Annotated in this window: 19 protein-coding genes; 8 read left to right on the top strand and 11 right to left on the bottom strand. The window is 59.0% G+C overall.

Going from position 1 to position 21,775, the window contains the following annotated elements:
• Together DXA66_RS12725 and DXA66_RS12720 are read right to left on the bottom strand one after the other, a co-directional pair.
• Window positions 1–2,706 (bottom strand): valine--tRNA ligase, encoded by a 2,706-nt coding sequence (locus DXA66_RS12725; RefSeq protein WP_118529242.1) that lies wholly within the window; start codon window positions 2,704–2,706, stop codon window positions 1–3.
• Window positions 2,707–3,178: 472 nt separating this feature from the next.
• Window positions 3,179–4,966, bottom strand: coding sequence for a bifunctional homocysteine S-methyltransferase/methylenetetrahydrofolate reductase (locus DXA66_RS12720; protein WP_118529241.1), 1,788 nt, complete (start codon window positions 4,964–4,966; stop codon window positions 3,179–3,181).
• A gap of 151 nt (window positions 4,967–5,117) precedes the next feature.
• Here DXA66_RS12720 and DXA66_RS12715 point away from each other — a divergent pair, with 151 nt between their 5' ends.
• The 5 genes from DXA66_RS12715 to DXA66_RS12695 all read left to right on the top strand — a co-directional run bounded on the left by DXA66_RS12715 (window position 5,118) and on the right by DXA66_RS12695 (window position 9,772).
• Complete coding sequence (locus DXA66_RS12715) at window positions 5,118–5,723, top strand: GNAT family N-acetyltransferase (RefSeq protein WP_097776630.1); 606 nt, start codon at window positions 5,118–5,120, stop codon at window positions 5,721–5,723.
• Window positions 5,720–6,985 carry a GTPase HflX gene (hflX, locus tag DXA66_RS12710; RefSeq protein ID WP_097776631.1) on the top strand — a complete coding sequence of 422 codons (1,266 nt, stop codon included), beginning with the start codon at window positions 5,720–5,722 and terminating at the stop codon, window positions 6,983–6,985. Before DXA66_RS12715 ends, hflX begins: the two co-directional genes overlap by 4 nt.
• Window positions 6,986–7,517: 532 nt before the next feature.
• Window positions 7,518–7,958 carry an Lrp/AsnC family transcriptional regulator gene (locus DXA66_RS12705; protein WP_005945452.1) on the top strand — a complete coding sequence of 147 codons (441 nt, stop codon included), beginning with the start codon at window positions 7,518–7,520 and terminating at the stop codon, window positions 7,956–7,958.
• Between the two features lie 151 nt (window positions 7,959–8,109).
• Window positions 8,110–8,667: a DUF4358 domain-containing protein gene (locus DXA66_RS12700; protein WP_118529240.1), complete on the top strand. Its 558-nt coding sequence runs from the start codon at window positions 8,110–8,112 to the stop codon at window positions 8,665–8,667.
• 103 nt (window positions 8,668–8,770) lie between these two features.
• Complete coding sequence (locus DXA66_RS12695) at window positions 8,771–9,772, top strand: glycosyltransferase family 2 protein (RefSeq protein ID WP_005945443.1); 1,002 nt, start codon at window positions 8,771–8,773, stop codon at window positions 9,770–9,772.
• Between the two features lie 51 nt (window positions 9,773–9,823).
• On the opposite strand, the gene DXA66_RS12690 is transcribed toward DXA66_RS12695, so the two are convergent.
• Together DXA66_RS12690 and DXA66_RS12685 are read right to left on the bottom strand one after the other, a co-directional pair.
• Window positions 9,824–10,738: an Ice-structuring protein gene (locus tag DXA66_RS12690; protein ID WP_118529239.1), complete on the bottom strand. Its 915-nt coding sequence runs from the start codon at window positions 10,736–10,738 to the stop codon at window positions 9,824–9,826.
• Between the two features lie 107 nt (window positions 10,739–10,845).
• Window positions 10,846–11,187: an arsenate reductase family protein gene (locus DXA66_RS12685; protein ID WP_005945436.1), complete on the bottom strand. Its 342-nt coding sequence runs from the start codon at window positions 11,185–11,187 to the stop codon at window positions 10,846–10,848.
• A gap of 115 nt (window positions 11,188–11,302) precedes the next feature.
• Here DXA66_RS12685 and DXA66_RS14325 point away from each other — a divergent pair, with 115 nt between their 5' ends.
• The 3 genes from DXA66_RS14325 to tsaD all read left to right on the top strand — a co-directional run bounded on the left by DXA66_RS14325 (window position 11,303) and on the right by tsaD (window position 15,195).
• Window positions 11,303–11,491, top strand: a complete 189-nt coding sequence (locus DXA66_RS14325) for a ferredoxin (RefSeq protein WP_005945433.1) — start codon at window positions 11,303–11,305, stop codon at window positions 11,489–11,491.
• Between the two features lie 119 nt (window positions 11,492–11,610).
• Window positions 11,611–14,184, top strand: coding sequence for a DNA polymerase I (gene polA, locus DXA66_RS12675; protein ID WP_118529237.1), 2,574 nt, complete (start codon window positions 11,611–11,613; stop codon window positions 14,182–14,184).
• Between the two features lie 3 nt (window positions 14,185–14,187).
• Entirely contained in the window at window positions 14,188–15,195 is a 1,008-nt protein-coding gene (tsaD, locus tag DXA66_RS12670; RefSeq protein ID WP_118529236.1) for a tRNA (adenosine(37)-N6)-threonylcarbamoyltransferase complex transferase subunit TsaD, read from the top strand.
• Between the two features lie 58 nt (window positions 15,196–15,253).
• On the opposite strand, the gene ribF is transcribed toward tsaD, so the two are convergent.
• The 7 genes from ribF to rnpM all read right to left on the bottom strand — a co-directional run bounded on the left by ribF (window position 15,254) and on the right by rnpM (window position 21,756).
• Entirely contained in the window at window positions 15,254–16,171 is a 918-nt protein-coding gene (gene ribF, locus DXA66_RS12665) for a riboflavin biosynthesis protein RibF (RefSeq protein ID WP_118529235.1), read from the bottom strand.
• 17 nt (window positions 16,172–16,188) lie between these two features.
• The gene (gene truB / locus DXA66_RS12660) at window positions 16,189–17,073 is read right to left on the bottom strand and encodes a tRNA pseudouridine(55) synthase TruB (RefSeq protein WP_118529234.1); all 885 of its coding nucleotides are present in this window, start codon (window positions 17,071–17,073) and stop codon (window positions 16,189–16,191) included.
• Window positions 17,074–18,063: a bifunctional oligoribonuclease/PAP phosphatase NrnA gene (locus tag DXA66_RS12655; RefSeq protein ID WP_118529233.1), complete on the bottom strand. Its 990-nt coding sequence runs from the start codon at window positions 18,061–18,063 to the stop codon at window positions 17,074–17,076.
• Window positions 18,064–18,080: 17 nt separating this feature from the next.
• Window positions 18,081–18,473, bottom strand: coding sequence for a 30S ribosome-binding factor RbfA (rbfA, locus tag DXA66_RS12650; RefSeq protein ID WP_005945412.1), 393 nt, complete (start codon window positions 18,471–18,473; stop codon window positions 18,081–18,083).
• A gap of 169 nt (window positions 18,474–18,642) precedes the next feature.
• A complete protein-coding gene (gene infB, locus DXA66_RS12645; protein WP_118529232.1) occupies window positions 18,643–21,099 on the bottom strand; it encodes a translation initiation factor IF-2 in 2,457 nt (818 codons plus the stop codon).
• Window positions 21,096–21,473, bottom strand: a complete 378-nt coding sequence (locus DXA66_RS12640) for a 50S ribosomal protein L7ae (RefSeq protein ID WP_097780834.1) — start codon at window positions 21,471–21,473, stop codon at window positions 21,096–21,098. The genes infB and DXA66_RS12640 overlap by 4 nt, the downstream gene beginning before the upstream one ends.
• Window positions 21,457–21,756 carry an RNase P modulator RnpM gene (gene rnpM / locus DXA66_RS12635; RefSeq protein ID WP_005945403.1) on the bottom strand — a complete coding sequence of 100 codons (300 nt, stop codon included), beginning with the start codon at window positions 21,754–21,756 and terminating at the stop codon, window positions 21,457–21,459. Before rnpM ends, DXA66_RS12640 begins: the two co-directional genes overlap by 17 nt.
• Window positions 21,757–21,775 lie beyond the last annotated feature (19 nt).

Here is a 21,775-nt window from a genome sequence, read left to right as displayed (position 1 = left end):
TCAGCCCAGAGCCTTGATGCTCTGCTCGATGTTGGCCAGCTTATCCTGGCTCTTGGCGTACTTATTGCGGATATCCTCCACCAGTGCCGCCGGGGCGCGCTCCACGAACTTGGGGTTGTTCAGCTGGTTCGCGAACATGGCCATTTCCTTTTCGGCCTTGGCCTTTTCCTTGTTCAGGCGGGCCAGTTCCTTGTCGCGGTCGATCAGCTCCATCATGGGGATGAAGCCGCGGGCGGCGTGGGTAGACACCTGCACCATGCCGTCGGTGCTGCCCTCATACTTCTCGGTAAAGGTCACGTCGGTGGCAAAGGCGAACTTTGCCAGATAGACCTGTGCCTTCTGGAAGGGTGCTGCATCGGCAGTCTCGATGATCATGCTGGTCTTTTTGGCGGGGTGGACATTCATCTCGGTGCGCATGGTACGCACAGCCTTGATGTAGTCCATGACCTTTTCAAAAGCTTCCTCTTCGTCGGCCCAGTTGTGAGCTTCGTCAAAGGTGGGCCAGCTCTGGGTCATGATGGTCTCGGCAGAGCCAGGCAGAGCCTGATACAGCTCCTCGGTGATGAAGGGCATGAAGGGATGCAGCAGCTTGAGGGCCTTATCCAGCACATACACCAGCACGCGGCGGGCGGTGTCGGCCTGCTCGGCATCGCCGGAGTTCAGGCGGGGCTTTGCGATCTCGATGAACCAGTCACAGTAGACATCCCAGATAAAGCTGTTGATCTTGGCAGCGGCCAGACCCATCTCGTAGTGGTCGAGGTTGTCGGTCATGGCACCGGCCACCTGATTCAGCTTGGTGAGCACCCACTTGTCGCTCATGTCCAGCTTGTCCTCACTGGGCAGGCCCGGGATAAAGTCCTCGGGCAGGTTCATCAGCACAAAGCGGGTAGCATTCCACAGCTTATTGGCAAAGTTGCGGGCAGCCTCCACCTTCTTTTCGATATAACGCATGTCGTTGCCCGGGGTGGAGCCATCCACCAGCATAAAGCGCAGAGCATCTGCACCGTACTGGGCAATGACTTCCAGCGGGTCGATGCCGTTGCCCAGACTCTTGGACATCTTGCGGCCCTGACTGTCGCGCACGATACCGTGGATGCAGACAGTGCTGAAGGGTGCCTTGCCGGTGTAGGCCAGACCGGAGAAGATCATGCGGCTGACCCAGAAGCCGATGATATCGTAGCCGGTAACAAGGGTGTTGGTGGGGTAGAAATACTTGAGGTCTTCGCTCTCTTCATTGGGCCAGCCCAGCGTGCTGAAGGGCCACAGAGCGGAGGAGAACCAGGTATCCAGCGTATCGGGGTCCTGCGTGAGCTTTGCGCTGCCGCACTTGGGGCAGGCACAGGGAGCAGACTTTGCCACCACGGTCTCGCCGCAGTCGTCGCAGTACCATGCCGGGATCTGATGGCCCCACCACAGCTGACGGCTGATGCACCAGTCGCGGGTGTTCTTCATCCAGTTCATATAGTTCTTGGTGAAGCGCTCGGGCACGAACTTGATCTCGCCCTTCTCCACGCTCTCGATGGCGGGCTTTGCCAGCGGCTCCATCTTGACGAACCACTGCTTGGACACCATGGGCTCGATGGTGGAGTGGCAGCGGTAGCAGGTGCCCACCTCGTGCTTGAGGGGCTCGATTTCCTTCAGGAAGCCGCCTGCTTCCAGATCGGCCAGAATGGCCTTGCGGGCCTCGAGGGTGGTCATGCCGGCGTACTTGCCGCAGTCCAGCACCTCCGGCTCATTGATGGCGTTCTTGCCGGCGGCGAACAGGGCATCGGCAGCAGCCTTGTCGGCAGCACCGGTCATGTGGCCGTCGTAGGTGAACACACGCACGATGGGCAGGTCGTGGCGCAGACCCACTTCAAAGTCGTTAGGGTCGTGGGCGGGGGTGATCTTGACCACACCGGTGCCCTTGGTCATGTCGGCGTGCTCATCGCAGACGATGGGGATCTCCTTGTTCAGCAGGGGCAGCACCACATGGCAGCCGTGCAGATGGGCATAGCGGGGGTCATCGCCGTTGATGGCAACAGCGGTATCGCCCAGCATGGTCTCGGGACGGGTGGTAGCCAGCTCCAGCATCTCGCCGGTCTCCTTGACCGGGTACAGCAGGTGCCAGAAGCTGCCGTCCTTCTCCTCGTACTCCACCTCGGCATCCGAAATGGAGGTGTTGCAGTGGGGGCACCAGTTGACCATGCGGTTGCCGCGGTAGATCAGGCCCTTGTCGTACAGGCGCACGAACACTTCCTTGACAGCCTCGGAGCAGCCCTCGTCCATAGTAAAGCGCTCACGATCCCAGTCGCAGCTGCTGCCCAGCTTCTTCAGCTGGCTGACGATGCGGTTGCCGTACTTGGTCTTCCATGCCCATGCACGATCCAGAAAACCATCGCGGCCCACCATCTCCTTGGTCAGGCCCTCGGCACGCATGGCCTCCACCACCTTGGCTTCGGTAGCGATGGATGCATGGTCGGTACCGGGCACCCACAGGGCGGCATAGCCCTGCATCCGCTTGGTGCGGATGAGGATGTCCTGCATGGTGTTATCCACCGCATGGCCCATGTGCAGCTGACCGGTGACGTTCGGGGGCGGCATGACGATGGTGTAGGGTTTCTTGTCGGGGTCGGCCTTCGTGTGGAAGTAGCCGCCGTCCAGCCAGAACTGGTAGATGCGGTCTTCCACCTGGCTGGGATCGTACTGTTTTGCAAGTTCTTTCATAGGGTCCTCCCAGTAAAAAAATGATGAAGTGGGACGAAAAAAGCCGTCCCACGGAACGTTCCATGGGACGGCTGTAATAACCGCGGTACCACCCAAATTGCGCAGAGCATCCTGCGCCCCTTGATGCCCCGGTAACGTGGGACAGCTCCGAGAGCGGCTTGCTCTTCAGCTCACCGCTCCTGCTCCAAAGTGACAGCACACCGCCGGGCCATACCGGGTTTTCAGCAGCCCCCGGCTCTCTGGATGGCAAAAGCGATACACACTCTTCTTCAACGCATTTATAAAAAGAATATAGCGTTTTTTGTGCGATTTGTCAATTACTTTTTCTTCAAAAGAATTTATCCCGATGCATCTTACGGTTTGGGCCTTATTCGTGAAAGCGCGTTTGGAGTGGCCCGCAGGCCACGACAAACGCAAATATAAAAAATATTTTTTCCGCTATCAATGGCCAGAGCAAACGCATCGGCTATTTTCAATCCGCGATTCCTTCATCCTTCAGCCTTGCAATGAGCCGCTCCATCAGGGCGATGCGGTTGAAGGGGGTCATCAGGTAAAAACCGTCTGCATAGGGCGCTGCAGCCTGCGCGGCCTTCACCGAGACTTCCAGCCCCAGCTCTTCGCCCTGCGCACGGTCCAGCCCGGCAAAACGCTCGATGATCTCAGCGTCCACATGGATGCCGTTGACCTCGTTCTCCATAAAGATGGCGTTGCGCTGGCTCACCACCGGCATAATGCCGGCCAGAATTTTCGCCTTTTCGCCCAGTGTTTCGCGGGTCTTTTTCAGGTTCACCACCGCCTGTGCGGAGAGCACCGGCTGGGTAAGGAAGCCGCTCATGCCATTTTGCAGCTTTTCCTGTGCGCGGCGCAGCTCCACATCAAAGTTGCGGGCGTTCAGGTTCAGCGCACCGAACACGGTGAGGGGCGAGGGCATCTCCCGGCCCTCCCCTGCCAGCGAGACGATGTACTGCGCCAGCTTGCGGGAGTTGAACTGGTACACGTTCTTCACCTCGTCCCGCTCTGCGGTGGGGATGGGGTCGCCGGTGATGGCCAGCACCTCCCGCACGCCCTCGGCGTACAGGCCCAGCAGCAGGGCCTTGGTGGCGTTCAGGTTGCGGTCACGGCAGGTCATGTGGGGCAGCACGTTCAGCCCCAGCTCCCGGTGCACCCGGCAGGCCACCAGCGAGGAATCCATCCTTGCCCGGGCAATAGGACAGTCCGCAATGGTCAAAAGGTCTGCACCAGCAGCCTGCAGGCGGCGTGCACCGTCCAGATAGCCGGTCAGGTCGGCATCCTTGGGGCTGTCCAGCTCAATGGCGATCACCTTTTTGCCCGCGTTCAGCTTGCGCAGGAAGGCATCGTCCGTTTCCACTTCCGGCTTTGCGGCAGTGGAGACTGCTGCTGCCGGGGCTGCAGGCAGTGTTTCCGGCAAGGCATCCAGTGCCGCACGCAGGGCCGCAATGTGGGCAGGCGTAGTGCCGCAGCAGCCGCCCAGAATGCGCACACCCTCGGCGGCAAGGCCGACCAGCTCCCGGGCAAAGTACTCCGGCCTGCCCTGATACTGCACCCGGGTGCGGGTGACCACCGGGTAGCCTGCGTTGGGCATGACAGACAGAGGCAGCTCTGTTCTGCCCAGCTGCTGCACCAGTGTGCGCATGGCACCGGGAGCAGAAACGCAGTTCAGGCCCACAGCATCCACTGCACCGCAGGCAGTCATGCTGCGCACAAGCTCTGCGCAGTGACGGCCCTCGCGGGTGTAGCCGTCCGGCAGCACTGCAAAGGACACCAGCACAAAGGCATCCGGCACGGTCTCCTTGATTTTTTTTGCCGCTTCGGCCACACCGGCATCGCTGCTCAGCGTCTCAAACAAAAAGTTCTTTGCACCCAATGCGGCAAACCGCTCGGCAAGGGCCGTATAGATCTGTGCCGCCGGGAGTGCCTCGGTGTCCGGGGCCGGGCCAAGATCGGCAAACACGGCAGCGCTGGTCTTTACAGCGGCCTGTGCAGCCAGCTTCCAGCCTTCGTCCGCCATGGCCTCCCACATGGGGTTCTGCGCTGCTGCCATGCGCGGCAGGCCGAAGGTGTTGGTCTTGATCGCATCGGCACCCGCTTCCAGATACGCGCGGTGCACGGTCAAAACGCCGTCCGGGTCCAGCAGGTTTGCCTGCTCACATTCCTGCCCGGGCTTTGCCTTATAATATGTACCCATGCCGCCATCGAACAGCAGCGGGCGCTTTTTTAAAATTTCACGCACATCCTTCATGAGGGAGTTCTCCTTTTTCCTACAAAAACGCTTGGCTTTCAGTTTAATGCACAAATGCCGTCCGGTCAAGCGTTTTTTCACGGTGGCGCTTGCAGGAACGCAAAATTTGTGCTATCCTATGCATACTTTATAAAGTGGGGAGGTGTGTGCCATGCGCCATGCCGGGACGCAAACGCTTGAGACCGACCGGCTTTTCCTGCGCCAGCTTCTGCCCGAGGATGCCGAGCAGATGTATACGAACTGGGCATCCGACCCGGAAGTGACCCGCTTTCTGCGGTGGGAGCCGCACAAAAATGCGCTGGAGACCGTAGGTCTGCTGGCGGCATGGGCCACCCTTTACCCGAACCCGGACTACTACCAGTGGGCCATTGTGGAAAAGGCTTCCGGGCAGGTGTTTGGCAGCATCAGCATCTTCAATGCTCTGCTCGGTGACCCGGCACAGAAAGCGCTCTGGCCGCAGCAGGACTGCACAGACGGCATCTGGGAAGCAGGCTACTGCATCGGGAAGCACTGGTGGAACCATGGTTTTGCAACCGAAGCTTTAAAAGCAGCAGTAAACTACTGGTTTGAGAATACAGATGGCGGCTGGCTCACCTGCTGCCACGCAAAAGAGAACCCTGCCAGCGGCCGGGTGATGGAAAAAGCAGGCTTTCTCTACCACCACGATGCCATTGATCATAAATTTGACGGCACACCGGTGGAGTGCAGAAGCTATCTGCTGACAAGAGAACGATATAACAGAAAGGACTTACCTTGAGCGAACTTTACGATATTTTGGTAGAAACACCCCCGACGAAGGTCATTCTGCTGGCGCTGGATCAGGGCCTGTGGGACTGCGAGCGCAGCCTTGCAGAGCTTTCCGCCCTGTGTGAGGCGAATCACATGGAAGCCGTGGCGCAGGTGACCCAGAAGCGCCAGACCCCGGAGACCGGCATCGTGCTGGGCAGCGGCAAGCTGGAGGAAGCCAGCCTTGCCGCCGAAACGCTGGGCGCGGAATGCGCCGTATTTGATGGTGAACTGACCGGCAGCCAGATCCGCAACATCTCCAATGCGCTGGGCGGACTGGAAGTGATCGACCGCACCATGCTGATCCTTGAAATTTTCCGCAGCCGCGCCGTCACCAACGAAGGCAAACTGCAGACCGAGCTGGCCCTGCTGCGCTACCGCCTGCCCCGTCTGCAGGGCATGGGCGAAGCGCTCAGCCGTCAGGGCGGCGGTGGCGGCGGCGGTGGTGGTGCCCGCCGCGGTGCCGGTGAGACCAAGCTGGAACTGGACCGCCGCCATGTGCATGCCCGCATCGATGCGCTGGCCGAAAAGCTGGCCGAAATGGAAAAGCGCCGGGGCGAGAGCCGCAAGGCCCGTGCCAAGACCGGGATGCCGGTGGTCAGCCTTGTAGGCTATACCAACGTGGGCAAATCCAGCCTGATGAATGCTCTGTGCGGCCCCAGCGTAGCGGAAGCGGACATGCTGTTCGCCACACTGGACCCCACCAGCCGCAAGCTGATACTGCCCAGCGGCATGGCGGTGCTGCTGGTGGACACGGTGGGCTTTGTGTCCCGCCTGCCCCACAATCTGGTGGAAGCCTTCAAGTCCACGCTGGAAGAAGCGGCATGGTCGGACGTGATCATCCGTGTGGCAGACGCAGGCGATGAGCAGCGGGAAGAGCAGCTGGCCGTCACGGACGAGGTTCTGGACGGGCTGGACTGTGCGGACATCCCCCGCCTGACCGTCTACAACAAGTGCGATAAGCCGGGTGCCATGAGCTTTGACCCGGACATCCTGCTCACCAGTGCCAAGACCGGCTACGGTCTGGACACCCTGCTGGCAAAGCTGGACGAGATGCTCAGCGACCGGGTGCACACCTTAAAGGTGCTGCTGCCCTACGATAAACTGGGCCTTGCCGCCCCCATGCGGGAGCGCGGCAGCGTGCAGGTGGAGGAATACCGGGAGGACGGGCTGTATTTGGAGGGCATCGTCAAGACGGAAGACCTGCACTGCTTTGAAGGGTATCTGGTCTGATAGGTGTACACGATCTAAATCGCCTTCGCTATGCTCCGGCTATCATCAGCGGAATAATATTTTGAGATAGAACAAGCCCGGAAAGTCTGCGGACTTTCCGGGCTTGCATTTTCACGGGCGGGGTCGCAGCCGAAAGCAGCTGCTCTATGGGTCGAGTACATTGTCTGCCACTGCTTTTTTCAAAAAGAAAAAATCCCCAACAAACACAAAAACCCGCCTGGCAGCGGGCTTTTGTGTATAGAGGGGTGGGAAAGTATATAAAGTGGTGAATCTCAAATTCAAAGCGGCAGGCGCTTTCTGTTCTGCGCTGCCTTGCATGATGTATTATACCCCTTTTTATTTTCTTGTCAAACAAAATTTTCCGGTTTTGCTTTAAATTAAGTCTTTACTTTTTCGATAAAACTTTATATAATTAACGCAAAGCAAAGCAAAAGCAAAATTTTTTGACTTTTGTATGTTTGCACCAACAATAAAACTTTACTTTCAAAAAATTTTATACAATCCAACATATTTTCAAAAAGGAGTATTCCCCATGGATGATCTGGATCGTAAGATTCTCTCCCTGCTGGCCAAGAACGCCCGGATGCCGGTCAAGGAGATCGCCGAGCAGGTATCGCTGACCAGTCCTGCTGTTTCCAGCCGCATTCACAAGCTGGAAACGGATGGCATCATCAGCGGCTACACCGTCACCCTGAACCGCCCCGCTGACCGGATGTATGTGGATGCCCTCATCAGCCTTTCGGTAGCACCTTCCAAGCAGGATGCCTTTCTGGAGCTGCTGCAAAGCAGCAAGGAAGTGCTGCAGTGCTACCACGTCACGGGTGCATACACCTTCCTTGTCAAGGTGAGCTGCGGCAGCATGCCCCAGCTGGAACACCTGATCCTGCAGTTCCAGAAGCTGGGTACCACCAGCACCCAGATCATCCTTTCCACGCCGGTGAACCACGGCGAGCTGGATGCCCTTATGCTGTAACGCTGTTCATAAAATGGTTACGTTTGCGGTGCAATTCTGCCGGGCTGTTCTTTCGTATTATGGATAGCAGGCGCAAAACAGCACACAATAGCTTCAAAACCGCTGCGCCCGCTTTCACACGAAGATTTTCACACACGAAAGGATTTCACTTATGAAACGTATCATTGCTTCCCTGCTTGCCGGTCTGTGCCTGCTTGCTCTGGTGGGCTGCTCTGCCGGCAGCAAGGCCGACTCTGCCACCCCGAAGGACTACTCCCAGATCATCCACGATGCCCGCACCGACGAGGACAACGAATACGATATGATCTTTACCAAAGGTGAGGACGGCAAATTCACCGCCATCGACGGCTACAGCGCCGAGTATGAGGCCGACCAGCTGAATGACGAGCTGAAAGACATCGTGTTCCCCCTGCTGGGCCTTGAGGACGGCAGCTACGAGAGCTTTGCCGCCTCTGTTTCCTCCATGATGGTGCGCAGCTACGCCGTTGCCATCGTGAAGCCCGCCGAGGGCAAGACCGATGCCGTGAAAGCCGCACTGGAAGCCTATGTGCAGAGTGAGCAGCAGTCCATGGAGCACTACCTTGAGGACCAGTATCAGGTCGCCAAGGCGGCCACCGTCACCGTAGCCCCCACCGGCGAGGTGATCCTGGTGTGTGCCGAGGATCACGACACCATTCTTGCCAACATTGAAAAAGCCCTTGCCGCATAATTTTTGCCCTGCCGAAGCCGCATCCTGCCGGGATGCGGTTTCTTTTTGTGCGCAGATATGCTATACTGGCATTGTAATTGTGCACAGACTTAGGAGTGTCTTTATGTATAAAGCGACCATCGTGATCCCGAACATCAACGGCAAGGGCTGGCTCAAGGATTCCATCGAGTCGGTCTATGCCCAGACCGAACAGAACTTCCGGCTCATTGTGGTGGACAACGGCTCCACCGACGAAAGCCTTGAGCAGGCCCGCAGCTATTGCAGCCGCGAAAATTTCACCCTCATCGAAAACGGCACCAATACCGGATTTTCCCATGCAGTGAATCAGGGCATTGCGCTGGCGGACAGTGAATATGTGGTGCTGTTCAACAACGATGCCTTTGCCGAACCCCAGTGGCTGGAAGAGCTGATCCGCACCGCTGAGACCGACCCGAAAATCTTTGCAGTGCAGAGCCTGATGATCCGACACTTTGACCGGGAGCTGGCCGACGACGCGGGCGATTATGTCACATGGATGGGCTTTGCCTGCAAGACCGGTGATGGCCGCCGCGCAAGCCGCTACACCCGGCAAAAGCGCATCTTCTCGGCCTGCGGCGGTGCGGCGCTCTACCGCAAGAGCATTCTGGACGAGATCGGCAATTTTGACGAGAACTTCTTTGCCTACTTTGAGGATGTGGATCTGAGCTGGCGTGCCAACAATGCAGGCTATAAAAACCTGCTCTGCCCCACCGCCAAGTGCTACCACATCTGCGGTGCCAGCACCGGCGCGGTGAAGTACAACGCCTTCAAAAGCCAGCAAAGCGGCCGCAACAGCATCCTGCTGCCGCTCAAAAACGAACCGCTGCTGATGCTGATTTTAAACTTCATCCCGCTGGCCGTGGGCTACCTGCTCAAGTGCTACAAGTTCCACAAACAGGGCTTTGGCGAGGCGTGGGACAAGGGGATGCACGAAGCCTTTGCCCTGCTGAAAAGCGGCAGGCTGGGCAAGCGGCCTTTCCGCCTGAAGGATCTGCCCAACTACATCCTGATGGAGCTGTGGATGATCTGGAACATGGTGCCGTACCTGTGGTACCGGCTGGTGATCGTAAAATTTGACCTCAAATAAAAAATACCGGATACGAAGCATCTGCCTTGTATCCGGTATTTTTGTTTTGTATTATGCCGCCGGGCTGGCTGTGCTTTCGTCCGCCTGTGCCTCGGTGCTGTCGGCGGGCTGTTCCTCCGCCTGTGTATCCACGCCCTCGTCTGCAGCGGTGCTGTCTGCCTCAGCCGAAGCAGAATCCGAACCGGCTGCTGCAAGAATGGCATCCTGCACATCGCTTTCTGCCATGGGTTCCGGCACATTCGCGGCCGGTGTGCTTTCCGTGCTCTCGGCCTTGGTCTCGCTCTCGGTCAGGCCGGTGAGATACCAGCTGCCGCTCTGGCGCTCGAACAGATAATCCATGTACTTGGTGGGCGTATCCGAAGAAACATTGATGATACTGTCGTCCGTGCTGGCGGTGGGGATATAGCCCACGGTCACATGCAGCTTGCCGCTGCGCTTGAACAGCTTGGTCACGACTGCGCGGTAGTAGCCCACCGTGCCGGTGACCGGAATCTTATAGCACTGGGTGGCATCGTCAAACTCGATGGTCATATCCTCCATCTCAAAGCTGCGGTGGGTCAGCTTGAAGCCGGGGCCAAGCAGCTTTGCAAGGTAGGCATCCACATCCAGCGAGGGCAGCAGCAGCTGTTCGGTGTCGGGGTCGGTATTGTAGTTGTCAAAGCCGCCCTGCGTTTCCTGAATATTATAGATGCAGCCCCACACCGCAGCTTCGCGCAGAGTCAGGTCGTCGATGTTCTCAATGCCGTCAAATGGCATGGGGTCAAACAGCACAAGCCCTTCCAGCTTATCTTCATATTCCTGCTTTTGGGCGGTATCATCGAACAGGTTCGCCACCGCGCCCACACCGGCCCGCAGCACGGTAACAAAGCCCACGATCACCAGAATGGCAACCAGAAGGCCCAGTGCCTGCCGCCCGCGGCGGCGCTGCATCCGGGCATGTTCTTCAGGGGTAATATAATGTTTCATAGTTGTTTTATCTCCCAGGGTTCTCAAATGCTACAGTGTCCAGTATACCACATACCGGCCCATTGTGCAAAACTATGCCCGTGGTTTTTTTGTGAAAAGCGCATTCCTTATTCCCATGTCTTCCACACATCGGGCTGGTAGCCCACGGTGGCCTTGCGGCCATTGCGTACAATGGGCGTTAAAAACAGCTGCTGGTTCTCAAACAGCTTGTCCTCCTTCTGCCAGTCCACCAGTGCGTCCAGAAGTGCAAGGGTCTGCTTGTCCTTCGCATTGGGGTCCACCAGCTTTTCCCAGCCGCCAAGAGCGCGGGCCACGTTCTCGAACTCGCCGCGGCTCATCTCTTTTTCCTTGAGGTCGATCATCTGGAACTTGATGCCGCGCTCCTTGAAATAGCGCTGGGCCTTTTTGGTATCAAAGCACTTGCTTGTGCCAAAGATCTGAATATTCATGGTCTGTACCCTCCTGAATTTTTATTGTACCACATCCTGTGCCCTCTGCATAGGCATAATTCGCAGCCGGATGGGCCATACTGCCCGCAGGGCATTATCAGAAGGAGGTTTTTCTATGAACGCATATGTTGACCCTGATCTGTGCATTGGCTGCACCCAGTGCGCCGGGCTTTGCCCCGCCGTGTTCCAGATGGAAGGCACGCTGGCCGTGGCCCAGCCCGGGCCGATCCCACCGGAGGAGGTGCCGCAGGCTGTGGACGCAGCCAACGCCTGCCCGGTAAGCGCGATCCGCATCGAGGAGTAAGAGGGAAGGCCGTCAACCATGTTGGCGGCTTTCTCTCTTTTTTGCGCAAAAATCCCCCGCTGGGCACGGTTTTGTGGTATAATGCAGAATGTGTAATAATGCAATGGAGGAACACGACTATGCGTTTACTGGTCATTGACGGCAACAGCATTGCCAACCGTGCTTTTTTTGGCATCAAGCTGCTGACCACCAAGGACGGACGATACACCAACGCCATCTATGGCTTTCTGAATATCCTGCTCTCCCTGCTTAAGGAGTGCGAACCCGACGAGGTGGCTGTTGCCTTTGACCTGAAGGCTCCCACCTTCCGCCACAAAATGTACGATGGCTACAAGGCCACCCGCCATGGCATGCCCGAAGAGCTGGCCCAGCAGATGCCGGTGCTCAAGGAACTTCTGGCAGACCTCGGCTACCGCACCGTCACCGCCGAAGGCTGGGAAGCAGATGATATCCTTGGCACACTGGCCGCTGCCTGCGCCGCCCGGAAGGACGACTGCTTCCTTGCTACGGGAGACCGGGACAGCCTGCAGCTGGTCAGTGACACCACCACTGTGCTGCTTGCCGCCACTGTCATGGGACGCAGCAAGACGGTGACGATGGACGTGGATGCCATTCAGGAAAAATACGGCATCCAGCCCAGACAGCTCATTGAGGTGAAGAGCCTGATGGGCGATGTTTCGGATAATATTCCGGGCGTGAAGGGCATTGGTGAAAAGACCGCCCTGACCCTTGTGCAGAACTTTGGCACGCTGGAAGGCGTGTACGAGCACATCGACGATAAGCTCATCAAGCCCAAACAGCGGGAACATTTGCTGGAATGCCGCGAGATGGCCCAGCTGAGCCACACCCTTGGCACCATCCGCACCGATGCACCCATCGACACGGCCGAGGGCACCTATGCCGTGGGCGAGGGCAACAAAGCCGAGGCCGTGCGCCTTTTGCAGGAATTGGAGATCCACTCTCTGATCCCTCGCTTTGGGCTGGACGGCATTGCACCTGCCGCCCCGGAAGAAGAGGACGGCATCGAGCTGGCTGAAGCAGAGCTGGAAGCTCTGCCGCTGGCTCCTTCCGGCACCTATCTGGTGGCATCGCGCCCGGCCGTGATGGGCAAGCAGGGCACCCGCAACGTGGTGCTGCAGCCGGAGAGCTGGTACGCCGTGCAGGACTGCACCGTTTACCCGCTGGAGGATGCCGACCTTATGCGCCTGCTGGACAACGCAGACGTAACGCTGGAAGTGTTCAACGCAGCGCCCCTCTATGCCAAGGCCATGGCCGCAGGCGGCTGGGGCAGCAGCATCGTGTGGGACGGCAAGCTTGCCGCCTACCTGCTGGATGCTTCTGCTTCCAAGTATCAGATCAGCGAGCTGACCGCCAGCTACCGCGCCGCTGCTGCCTTTACCTGTGCCGATTACCCGGATGCAGGCCGCCTTGCCGACCTGTTCTGCAAGATGAAGGCCGAGATCACCGCCTGCGGTGAGGACAGCCTTTACAATGAGATCGAGTTCCCGCTGGCACAGGTGCTGGCCGATATGACCCGCACCGGTGTGCTGGTGGATAAGGACGGCATCGAGCAGTTCGGTGTGAAGCTGCGCACCGAGCTGGAGCAGGTGCTGGGCCGCATCCATATGGAGACCGGCAGCGCCAGCTTCAACCCCAACAGCCCCAAGCAGTTGGGCGAAATGCTGTTTGACACTATGGGCCTGCCCCACGGCAAAAAGACCCAGCGCGGCTGGTCCACCGATGCCGAAACACTGGAAAGCCTGCGGGATTACCCGCTGGTGGAGGACATTCTGCAGTACCGCGCCTACCAGAAGCTGAACTCTACCTACGTGGAGGGCCTTTTGAAGGTGATCGGCGAGGATGGCCGCATCCACTCCACCTTCAACCAGACCGAGGCCCGCACCGGACGGCTTTCCTCCGATAACCCCAACCTGCAGAACATCCCCATCCGCACCGAGCTGGGCAGCCAGCTGCGCGCCTACTTTATTGCAAAGCCCGGCTGTGTGCTGGTGGATGCCGACTACAGCCAGATCGAGCTGCGCATCCTTGCCCACATTACCGGCGATGAGCACATGCAGCAGGCGTTTTTGAACGGTGAGGACATCCACCGCAGCACCGCCGCAAAAATTTACGGCATCCCGCAGGAAGAAGTCACCTCCCGGCTGCGCTCTTCTGCCAAGGCCATCAACTTTGGCATCATGTACGGCAAGGGCGCTTACAGCCTTGCCAAGGACATCGGCGTGAGTGTGAAGGAGGCAGATGCCTTCCTCAAGAACTATCTGGCCGCGTTCCCCAAGGTGAGCGGCTACATGGATAAGACCATCGCGGACGCCAAGGCCGTGGGCTATGTATCCACCCTGTTCGGCCGCCGCCGTGCTCTGCCGGAGCTGGCAAGCAGCAACTTCAATGTGCGTTCCAGCGGCGAACGCATGGCCCGCAACACCCCCATTCAGGGCACTGCGGCCGACGTGATCAAGCTGGCCATGGTGCGGGTATGGAAGCGGCTGCGGAACGAAAAGATGGAAAGCCGCCTGATCCTGACCGTCCACGATGAATTGATCGTGGAAGCCCCGCAGGCCGAAGCCGAAAAGGCTGCGCAGATCCTGCGGGAGGAAATGGAAGGCTGCGTGCAGTACGCCGTGCCCCTGAGCACCGATGTGCACGCAGGCAAAAACTGGCTGGAGGCCCACTAAAACATGATTATTTTGGGAATTGAATCCACCTGCGACGAGACCGCCGCAGCTCTGGTGGAGGATGGCCGGCACCTGCTGAGCAACGTCATTTCCACCAGCGTCAAAGAACAGGCTCTTTACGGCGGCGTTGTGCCGGAGATCGCCAGCCGCCGCCACTGCGAGTTTATCAGTGCTACCGTCAAAAAAGCCCTGCTGGATGCAGGCAAGACCATCGACGATGTGGATGCCGTGGCCGTCACCTTTGCGCCGGGCCTCATCGGTGCAGTGCTGGTGGGCGTGAATTTTGCCAAGGGTCTGGCCTACTCGGCCAATAAGCCGCTGGTGCCGGTGCACCACCTGCGCGGACACATTGCCGCGCTGTACCTCACCCACCCGGAGCTGAAGCCGCCCTTCCTCTGCCTTGTGGCCTCCGGCGGGCACAGCCACATCGTGGAGGTGCAGGACTACACCCATTACCACATCCTTGGTCACACGGTGGACGATGCCGCCGGTGAAGCCTTTGACAAAGTGGCCCGCACGCTTGGTCTGCCCTATCCCGGCGGCCCCAGCGTGGCCAATGCCGCCAAGACCGGCAACCCCAAGGCCTACCGCCTGCCGGTGCCCCATGTGGACGGCAAGTACAACGTGAGCTTTTCCGGCCTGAAAACCGCCGTGCTCAATGAGGTGAACAAGGCCCAGATGAAGGGCGAAGAAGTGAATGTGCCCGACCTTGCCGCCAGCTTTCAGGACCGCATTGCGGGCATTCTGGCCGAAAAGCTGCTGCTGGCCGCAGCGGACACCAGCGCAAAGCAGGTGTGTCTGGCAGGCGGAGTTGCCGCCAACGGACGGCTGCGCCAGCTGGTGAACGACGGTGCCCAGAAGCTGGGTGCAAAAGTTTATCTGCCGGAGCTGAAATTCTGCGGTGACAACGGCGCTATGATCGCGGCGCAGGGGTATTACCAGTACATTGCAGGCCACACAGCGGGCCTTGAACTGAACGGTCTGCCCACTTTACCCATCGACTACGAATAAAACAGGCGCTTTTGCGCAAAAAATCCCGTCTTTCTGCAACAGAAGACGGGATTTTTTCTTATGCAAAATATTCCTGTGCACGCTTTGCAGCGTTGTTGATGCAGGCCCGCAGCTCGTCCAGCGTATCAAACTTTTTGCTGGGGCTGAGGTAGGCGTGGAACTCCACCACCGGGTCGGTGCCGTAGAGGTCGCCGGAAAAGCCCGGGATAAAGGTCTCGCAGGTCACCTTGGTGGCATCATCGTTGACGGTAGGGCGGCTGCCAAGGCCGGTGGCCGAAGGATACCACACCCCGCCAATGCGGGTGCGGGTGATATAAATGCCGCTGCGGGGCAGCTGAAAGCCCTCGGGATACAGCTGGTTGATGGTAGGCACCCCCAGCGTGTGGCCCAGACCTGCACCGTGCTGCACCTCGAACCGGATGGCGTAGGGCATCCCCAGCATGGCGTTTGCTGCCGGGATGTCGCCGCCTTCCAGCGCGGTGCGGATGCGGGTGGAAGACACCGGCTTTTCCTCAAACTGCGCCATGGGCACCACGATCACCTCCACGCCCAACGGAGCGCAGAGGGTGCGCAGCAGCTCCGGGTTGCCGGCCGCTTTGGCGCCAAAGGTAAAGTTTTCGCCGCAGACCAGCGCACGGGCATTGCAGTCCCGCACGATGCCCAGCACGAACTGCTCCGGGGTCAGGCCCTTGATCTCCTCAAAGTCCGGCGTGAGGTAATACTCCACGCCAAGGCTTGCGATCAGAGCATGCTTATCCGCTGTGGAAAGCAGGCGCTTGCCCTTCATCTTATTCACCATCGGCAGCTTGAAGGTAAACACCGCCGGGGCGGCATCGTGTTCTTTGGCCCACTGCACGGCGCTTTCGATCACCGCACGGTGGCCGATGTGGATGCCGTCAAAAAAGCCCATTGCCACTGCGGTGCCTTTTTCCGGCTGCGCCAGCGGCAGCGGTGCAAATTGTGAAATGATCTGCATGGGTTTTGTTTCCTTTTTCAATTACGTTCTATGAACAGTTTTTCCACCCGCAGCACGCCCTGCACAATATTGGCAAGGCCCAAAAACTGTCCGGCGGCATTGCGCACCCGGTAGCGGCCATCTGCTGCCGGATACCGGCTGGTGGGGCAGCCGTTGTACAAATGCTGTTCCACCCAAGGCTCCACCACCAGCAGCGGCAGGCTTTCAAACACGCTTTCCACCGGCAGCATCAGCGCTTCCAGTGCGTCCATGCCCTGCTCTTTTGCGGCAAGAATTTCCTCCAGCGTGTGGGCATCGGCTTCGGTGTACACGCCCGCCGAGGTGCGGCGCAGTGCGCTCATGGTGCCCTTCTGGCCCATGGCGGCGGCAATGTCTTCCAGCAATGTGCGGATATAAGTGCCCTTGGAGCACGTTACATCCAGCACATACTCATTCTCTGCCGGGCTTCCGCCGTAGGTGATGCTGTAAATTTCAATGGGGCGCGCCTTGCGCTCCACGGTCACGCCCTCACGGGCCAGCTTATACAGCGGCTGACCGTTCAGCTTGATGGCCGAGTACATGGGCGGCACCTGCATCTGCGGGCCGACGAATTGTGGCAGCACGGCCAGCAGTTCCCCTTCGCCCGCCGTGACCGGAGCCGTTTCCAGCACAGTGCCGGTCACATCGCCGGTGTCGGTGCGCGCGCCCAGTTTTAAAACCGCACGGTAGCTTTTATCGTGGTTCAGCTGCAGGTCCACTGCCTTGCTGGCACCGCCGAAGAACACCGGCAGCACGCCGGTGGCCATGGGGTCCAGCGTGCCGCTGTGGCCCAGCTTGCGGGTGCCCAGCACGCCGCGCAGCTTTGCCACCACATCAAAGCTGGTCCAGTCCATGGGCTTGTCAACGATCAGGATGCCCTGCATTTATGCTTCCTCCTGCGGTGCGTCCAGCTCGGCTTCCACCTCTGCCAGAATTGCATTTTTTGCGTTTTCCAGATTGCCCAGCAGCTCACAGCCTGCAGCGCAGCTGTGACCGCCTCCGCCCAGACGCCGAGCGATGGCGCAGGCGTCCACGCCCTTTGCGGTGCGCACGCTGATGCGGTAGCTGCCGCCGGGCTGCTGCCGCAGGGTCAGGCCCACCTTTACGCCCTCAATGCTCACAGGCAGGCTGGTCAGTTCTTCCAGATCGGCCGGGTCCACACCGCTCTGCTCGATCTCGTCCCGGGTGAGGTAGATGAGCGCGCACCGGCCGTCCAGATAGTATTCCAGATGGTTGCGGGCAATGCGCTCGGCCTCCATGCGCTCACGGGGCTTGGTATCGAACAGCAGGGTGTTCAGCTCTTCCACATGACAGCCCGCCTCAATGAGCTTTGCCGCCACGATGTGGGTGTTTGCCGTGGTGGAAGAGAACCGGAAGCAGCCGGTGTCGGTTGCAAGGCCGGTGTAAAGGCAGTCTGCAATGTGCGGCGTAATGGCAACGCCCATGGCGTTGATCACCTCGTACAGCAGCTCTGCCGCCGCTGCGGCGCTGCCATTGAGCAGGGTGAAGTCGGCATAGCCGCTGTTGCCTGCGTGGTGGTCGATGCACAGGTCCACATGGCGCGAGAACTGCGGCATACCGTTGTTTTCTCCAAACAGCTGCACGCTGGCGACATCCACCGCTACCACAGTCTGCGGCTCAAACTCGCCTTTGAACATATGTGCGTTGGTAAACGCATACCGGTTGGGAATGGCATCGGAGCAAAGCACTGCCACGTTTTTATCCAGTGCTTTCAATGCACAATACAGCGCGCTGCCGCAGCCAATGGTATCGCCATCCGGGTTTTTGTGACACAGAATCAAAATGTTGTCCGCCGTCATCAGGCGCTGGGCCATCTGCTGCACATTCAACTGTTCTGTCATTCCATGATCCATCCTTTCCGCAGGCGGAATTATTCTTCGGTCTCCTCCGGTGCGCTGGCTTCGGTGTCAGCGTCGCCGTTCACGTTCAGCGTGCGGAGCAGCTCGTTGATGTGGGCTGCATAGGCGGCACCGTCATCCTCTACGAAGATGAAGCGGGGAGCCTTGCGGATGTGCATTTTCTTGCTCACTTCAGTGCGCACATGGCCTGCCGCGCGGTTCAGTGCCTCGATGGCGGGCTTCGGGCCGTCTTCGCGGCCCATCACGCTCACATACACCTTGGCCACATCCAGATCAGGGGTCACATCCAGACGGGTGACGGTCAAAAGACCGCCCTCCAGACGCGGGTCCTTCAGCCTTCCGATGATGGCAATGATCTCGCGCTTCATATCCTGTGCCAGACGGCCCATATTCTTCTGAGACATAGTATTTCTCCCTATAAAAGAAAACCCTCTCAGCCTCGCTTCGCTCGGCAGCTCTCCCGAGGGGCGAGCTTTTTGCGTGGATACGGCAAACGTTCCGTTTCTCTGCAAACCTCCCACCTCGGGGGAGGTGGCATTGCGCCAGCAATGACGGAGAGGGTTATTTCAGATCTTAATCGCGGTACTCTTCCATCTTGAAGGCTTCGTACACGTCGCCTTCCTTAACGTCGGCAAACTTTGCCAGAGTAACGCCGCACTCGTAGCCCTCGGCCACTTCCTTGGCATCATCCTTGAAGCGCTTCAGGGATGCGATCTCGTCCTCGGTGATCACGATGCCGTCACGCACCACGCGCACCTTGCTGTCGCGGGTGATCTTGCCGCTGGTCACGCGGCAGCCTGCAACGGTGCCCACATTGGAGATCTTGTACACCTGACGGACCTGCAGCTCGCCCAGAGACACCTCGCGGAACTTGGGAGCCAGCATGCCCTTCATAGCGTCGGTGACATCGTTGATGGCATCATAGATGACGCGGTACATACGCATTTCCACCTTGGTGGCAGCAGCTTCTTCCTTGGCCACATTGTCCGGGCGGACGTTGAAGCCGATGATGATGGCGTTGGAGGCATCGGCCAGATCCACGTCGGACTTGCTGATGGCACCGACACCGGCATGGATGACGCGCACGCGCACCTCTTCGTTGGAGATCTTCTCCAGACTCTGCTTCACAGCCTCGGCAGAGCCCTGCACATCGGCCTTGACCACGATAGCCAGTTCCTTCATGTCGTTCTGAGCCATCTGGCTGAACAGGTTATCCAGCGTGACCTTCTGGAAGGAGGAGAACTGCTTTTCCTTGGCGGCAGCAACGCGCTGTTCGGCCAGCTCACGGGCCAGACGCTCATCCTCAACAGCCTCGAACAGGTCGCCTGCTTCCGGCACTGCGGTCAGGCCGGTAATCTCCACAGGGGTAGAGGGGCCGGCATCGCTCAGCAGCTGGCCCTTGTCGCTGCGCATGGTGCGCACGCGGCCCACAGCGGTACCGGCAATGATCACATCGCCGGAGTGCAGGGTGCCGTTCTGCACCAGAATGGTGGCAATGGGGCCCTGGCCCTTGTCCAGACGGGCCTCGACGACCGCACCCTTGGCGCGGCGGTTGGGGTTGGCCTTCAGCTCCATGACCTCAGCTTCCAGAGCAATGCGCTCCAGCAGGTCGTTGATGCCCATGCCGGTCAGGGCAGACACCGGGATGCAGGCCACATCGCCGCCCCAGTCCTCGGTGATGATGCCGTACTTGGTCAGGCCTTCCATCACGCGCTCGGGGTTTGCGGTGGGCTTATCCATCTTGTTCATTGCCACGATAATCTTGACATTTGCAGCCTTGGCGTGGTTGATGGACTCGATGGTCTGGGGCATGATGCCGTCGTCGGCAGCAACCACCAGAACTGCAATATCGGTCATGTTGGCACCGCGGGCACGCATGGAGGTGAACGCCTCGTGGCCCGGGGTATCCAGGAAGGTGATGAGGCTGTCGTTGACCTTGACCTGATATGCACCGATGGCCTGCGTGATGCCGCCGGCCTCGCCTGCGGTAACGTTGGTCTTGCGGATGGCATCCAGAATACTGGTCTTGCCGTGGTCAACGTGGCCCATGACGCAGACCACCGGGGGACGCTCCACCAGGTCCTCCTGCGAATCCTCTTCCTGCGTGAACAGGCGCTCCTCGATGGTCACATGCACCTCGTGCTCGACCTTTGCGTGGAACTCCTCTGCCAGCAGAGAAGCGGTATCGAAATCGATCACGTCGTTGATGGCGTGCATCTCGCCCATCTGCATGAACTTGGCAATGACCTTGCCGGCCTGCTGCTTCAGGCGGGCAGCCAGCTCGCCCACGGTGATCTCGTCGGGGATCATCACCTTCAGCTGTGCGCTGCGGGCCTTTTCCAGCTGGATGCGCTGCAGACGCTCAAACTCGGTCTCGCGCTTGCCCTTCTGGAACTGCTGGCGCTGGCGCTGACCGCGCTGGGTGAACTTTTGCTTGTTGCCCTGCGGGGTGGGCTTGCGGCGGTTCTCGGTGTTCTTGGTGGAAGCCAGATCATCGTAACGGGCATCGAAGCGGTCCACGTTCATATCCACAGTGCGGGTATCCACGGTGACCTGATTGTCCTCGCGGCGCACGGACACAGCCTGTGCCGGAGCAGCAGATGCCTTGGCACCGGTCTCACGAGCCAGTTCGCTGAGAGAAACGGTCTTTTCCTCGCGCTTCTTGTGCTGCTCGTTCTTCTTTTCGTTATGCTTATTGCCGTTCTTATCCTGCTGGGCAGGCTCTGCCTTTTTGGCGGCAGGCTGCTCCGGCTTCTTTTCTGCCTTGGGAGCTTCGGGCTTTTTCTCGGCCTTCTTCTCAGTGGGCTTCGGCTCTTCCTTTGCGGCCTTGGCGCTGTTCAGGAATTCGTCCAGATTTGCCACGCTGTTATCCTTGCTGAACTTTTCCAGCAGGTAGTTCAGCTCGTTCTCTTCCAGATTGGAGCTGTTCTTCTTGCCGGTGCTGCCCATGGCGTTCAGCTCATCCAGGACCTTCTTGGCAGAAAGGTTCAGGTCCTTTGCAAAATCACTCACTTTATATTTTACGATCATTCGGTCATATCCTCCTCATTTTTGATTGCTCCGCAGTCCGACAGGCGGTCAAAGCAGAGCTTTGCGAGGTTGCGGTCAGTCACCGCGTAAACAGCCACAGGCTTGCGGCTGATATCGGCCAGTTTATCCTGCGTAAGCGGCATGGTGATCACATCCACCAGATCGCCCACAGAATAGTCGAGGCGCTGCACGGTCTTGGCGCTGGCATCGCTTGCCACCATCACCAGCCATGCCTTGCTCTTGACGCAGGCATCTTCCACGGCATCAAAGCCCATGGTCAGTGCGCCCGCCTTGCGGCACAGGCTCAGCGCCTGATACAGCGCTTCCTCCGGCGGCAGCTTGGGCTTTGCGGGGGTGTTATTCTTCTTTGCCATTTGCTGCTGCCTCCTTTGCGGCTTCGGCCAGCTGTGCGGCCAGAGCCTCGTAAACTTCGGCGGGAACCGGCTGCTCAAAGCAGCGCTCCAGCGCCTTTTTCTTTTTTGCCTTGGTCAGGCAGTCGGGGTTCGGGCAGAGATACGCGCCGCGGCCCGGCTTTTTGCCGACCAGATCAATGCTGATCTCTCCGCTGGGTGCACGCACCACACGCACCAGCTCCTTTTTGGGGCGGCTGGTCATGCAGCCGATGCACTGGCGGGAAGGGATCTTTTTCTGTGCCATCCGGTTTCCCTCCTTTGGC

It is taken from the genome of Faecalibacterium sp. OF03-6AC (assembly GCF_003478175.1).
GTDB lineage: Bacteria > Bacillota > Clostridia > Oscillospirales > Ruminococcaceae > Faecalibacterium > Faecalibacterium taiwanense.
The sequence above is the reverse complement of the archived record's forward strand: the minus strand, read 5'-3'. Positions and strand labels throughout refer to the sequence as shown.